We start from the raw sequence: 2152 nt of genomic DNA, 5'->3' as shown, positions 1-2152 counted from the left end.
GGGCCGGGCCCCGTGACGTTTGACCGATTCGGGCCCGGGTAGCTGATCGTCGTGACCGACGACGCGCCCGTGACCGACCAGCCGGACACCCGACCGCTGGACGAACTGCTCGACGACATCTACCACGGCCAGGAACGGGTCACCCAGGCGGAGATCTACCGCCGCGCGGTGGCCGCGGAACTGCCGGCCGAGCTGCTCACCCGGATCGCCGCGCTGCCGCAGGGCGAGTACGCGGCCGACGAGGCGGCCGACCTGCTCGGCGGGACCGTCGCCTGAGGGGACCGGAACGGCACGACGGAGAGGACAGCGCGATGAGCGACCAGGGGCAGCGACACCACATCGAGGCGCTCGGTGACCCGCCGTCCGCGCCGGATCCGAACGGCGACCCGGACTTCGCCGGGGAGCACGAGGAGACCGCCGTGGCCGACGACATCATCACCGGCGAGGACGAGGAGAGCCGCGAGCCGGAGGCGCCACGCGGCTGGGCCGGCGAGAACCACGGCACCTCCCCGACCTGAGCGGCACGAACGACGAAGGGGCCGGCGCTCACCGCGCCGGCCCCTCGTCGTCTGCTCACTCCTCGTGCCCGCCCTCGGCCGCCCGCTGGGCCACCGCGTACCCCATCTGGAGGAAGTCGGAGGCGGCCACCGCGGTCAGCGCGGTGGCGACCAGCCGGGTGAGCCGCGGGGCCAGGACCAGGCCCCCGGTCAGCCCGGTGGCCACCCAGACCGCCAGGCAGAACGGGCAGCTCACCAGCTCGCCGAGGGCGTGCCGGGTGGGACTGCCCTGATCCCGGACCTGCTCCATCACCTCGCCGCTGCCGATCGGGTGGTCGTAGCGGGTGAACGGCGCGCGCAGCGGGCTGGTGATGGCGTCCTTGGACAGCAGCCGGCTGAGCTTGTGGGTCGCCACGCAGAGCAGCAGCACGTCGCTCGGCGAGGGCCGCTCCGGGACGGGCCGTCGGGTCGCCTTGACCAGGCCCACCAGGGACGCGGTCACCGCCGCGTACGTGCCCATCGCCTTGAGGTAGCCCTCCAGCGGCCGCTGCTCGTGCGGCGCGTACGCCTGGCGCAGGCGCGCCACTTTCTGCCTCAGGCCACTCCCGGTCACCCGGCCTCCTCGGTGCTCGTCGCGGAGCCGGCTCAGCCGGCGGTCAGGTTGTCGGCCACCTCGCGGGCGAGGCTGGCCAGGATCTCGTCGGCCATGCCGTGATCGGTGCCGGAGAGGTCCAGCCGTACCCGGGCACCACCGGCGTCGGCCGGCTCGACGTCGATGTCGGCCGTCCAGCCTTCGGCCCGGCAGCTCCAGCGGGCCCGCATCTCGTCCGCGTCGACGACCTCCACCTGCTGCGTACCGGTGCGCCGCAGCGGTTCGGGCAGCCAGGCGGCGGCCCGGTGGGGGTCGGTGGCGGTGTTGAACACCACCTCGGGCGGCGCGGACATGCCGCGCTCGGCGTGGCTGCCCATCAGGCGTCCCGCAGCCGGCTCGGGTCGACCTCGCGGCCGGGGTGCCGGGCGAGGTACTCGGTCTCCAGCTCGGCCGTGCGGCGCAGGTGGTTGGCGAGCGCGGAATCGGTGGCGTGCCGCAGGGTGTCCAGCCGGGTGCGGTGCAGGCTGTGCATCTCCCTGATCAGGTCCTCGTCGGCCAGCTCGGCCGGGTCCACGCCGAGCAGCTCGCCGTCGACGTCGCCGCTGACCGGGTCGGTCCGGGCGTGGTCGCCGTCCCACTCGGTCACCCGCTGCTCAGGGCTGGCGTCACGGCGTACTGAGTCGGTCATCGTCGCCCCCTCGTCTCGTTCGGGCTGGCGTCTAGACGGATGCCCAGCGGGGGTGCCACCAAACCCCTCGACCTACGACACCGCGTCGGAGACGGCCGCCGGTCCCGGTACCCTCAATGGCATGAAGCGGCTCTGGACACCGGCGTGGATCGTGCGCCACGTGGCCATGGTCGTGCTGGTCGTGGGCTTTCTCGGGCTCGGCTGGTGGCAGGTCACCCGGGCCGCCGGGGGCAACACGCTCAGCTTCGGATACGCGATCGAGTGGCCGGTCTTCGCCGGCTTCGTGGTCTTCGTCTGGTGGCGTGAGGTGCGGCACACCCTGCGGGGCAGGCCCGAGCAGCCGGTCGCCCCGGCGCCGCCGGCGGCCGCCGGGCC

At 74.0% G+C, this 2152-nt stretch carries 5 protein-coding genes and 1 pseudogene; 3 read left to right on the top strand and 3 right to left on the bottom strand.

The genetic code is table 11. The features are described 5' to 3' along the window. The first annotated feature begins 42 nt into the window (after window positions 1-42). Together ACWEVO_RS35475 and ACWEVO_RS35470 are read left to right on the top strand one after the other, a co-directional pair. Window positions 43-276: a hypothetical protein gene (locus ACWEVO_RS35475; protein ID WP_452311776.1), complete on the top strand. Its 234-nt coding sequence runs from the start codon at window positions 43-45 to the stop codon at window positions 274-276. A gap of 35 nt (window positions 277-311) precedes the next feature. Then, entirely contained in the window at window positions 312-518 is a 207-nt protein-coding gene (locus ACWEVO_RS35470) for a hypothetical protein (protein WP_452311775.1), read from the top strand. A 55-nt stretch (window positions 519-573) separates the two neighbouring features. Here ACWEVO_RS35470 and ACWEVO_RS35465 read toward each other — a convergent pair whose 3' ends face one another. Genes ACWEVO_RS35465 through ACWEVO_RS35455 form a run of 3 tightly spaced genes read right to left on the bottom strand, consistent with a single transcriptional unit; the run spans window position 574 to window position 1777 of the window. Next, the gene (locus tag ACWEVO_RS35465; RefSeq protein WP_452311774.1) at window positions 574-1110 is read right to left on the bottom strand and encodes a DUF1360 domain-containing protein; all 537 of its coding nucleotides are present in this window, start codon (window positions 1108-1110) and stop codon (window positions 574-576) included. Between the two features lie 32 nt (window positions 1111-1142). Further along, window positions 1143-1466, bottom strand: a complete 324-nt coding sequence (locus ACWEVO_RS35460; RefSeq protein ID WP_452311773.1) for a hypothetical protein — start codon at window positions 1464-1466, stop codon at window positions 1143-1145. Further along, the gene (locus ACWEVO_RS35455; RefSeq protein WP_452311772.1) at window positions 1466-1777 is read right to left on the bottom strand and encodes a DUF6158 family protein; all 312 of its coding nucleotides are present in this window, start codon (window positions 1775-1777) and stop codon (window positions 1466-1468) included. The genes ACWEVO_RS35460 and ACWEVO_RS35455 overlap by 1 nt, the downstream gene beginning before the upstream one ends. Window positions 1778-1898: 121 nt before the next feature. On the opposite strand from ACWEVO_RS35455, the pseudogene ACWEVO_RS35450 reads away from it, so the two are divergent. Then, window positions 1899-2152, top strand: a pseudogene (locus tag ACWEVO_RS35450) (hypothetical protein); the annotation flags it as partial.

The organism is Micromonospora sp. NPDC003776 (assembly GCF_053605645.1).
Note: the sequence above shows the minus strand (reverse complement) of the source record. Positions and strands in the feature narration are given on the sequence as shown.

Excerpts from the sequence above, each read along its gene's own strand:
- ACWEVO_RS35455 (WP_452311772.1), bottom strand. The coding sequence starts at position 1,777 with ATGACCGACTCAGTACGCCGTGACGCCAGCCCTGAGCAGCGGGTGACC.
- ACWEVO_RS35470 (WP_452311775.1), top strand. The coding sequence starts at position 312 with ATGAGCGACCAGGGGCAGCGACACCACATCGAGGCGCTCGGTGACCCG.
- ACWEVO_RS35460 (WP_452311773.1), bottom strand. The coding sequence starts at position 1,466 with ATGGGCAGCCACGCCGAGCGCGGCATGTCCGCGCCGCCCGAGGTGGTG.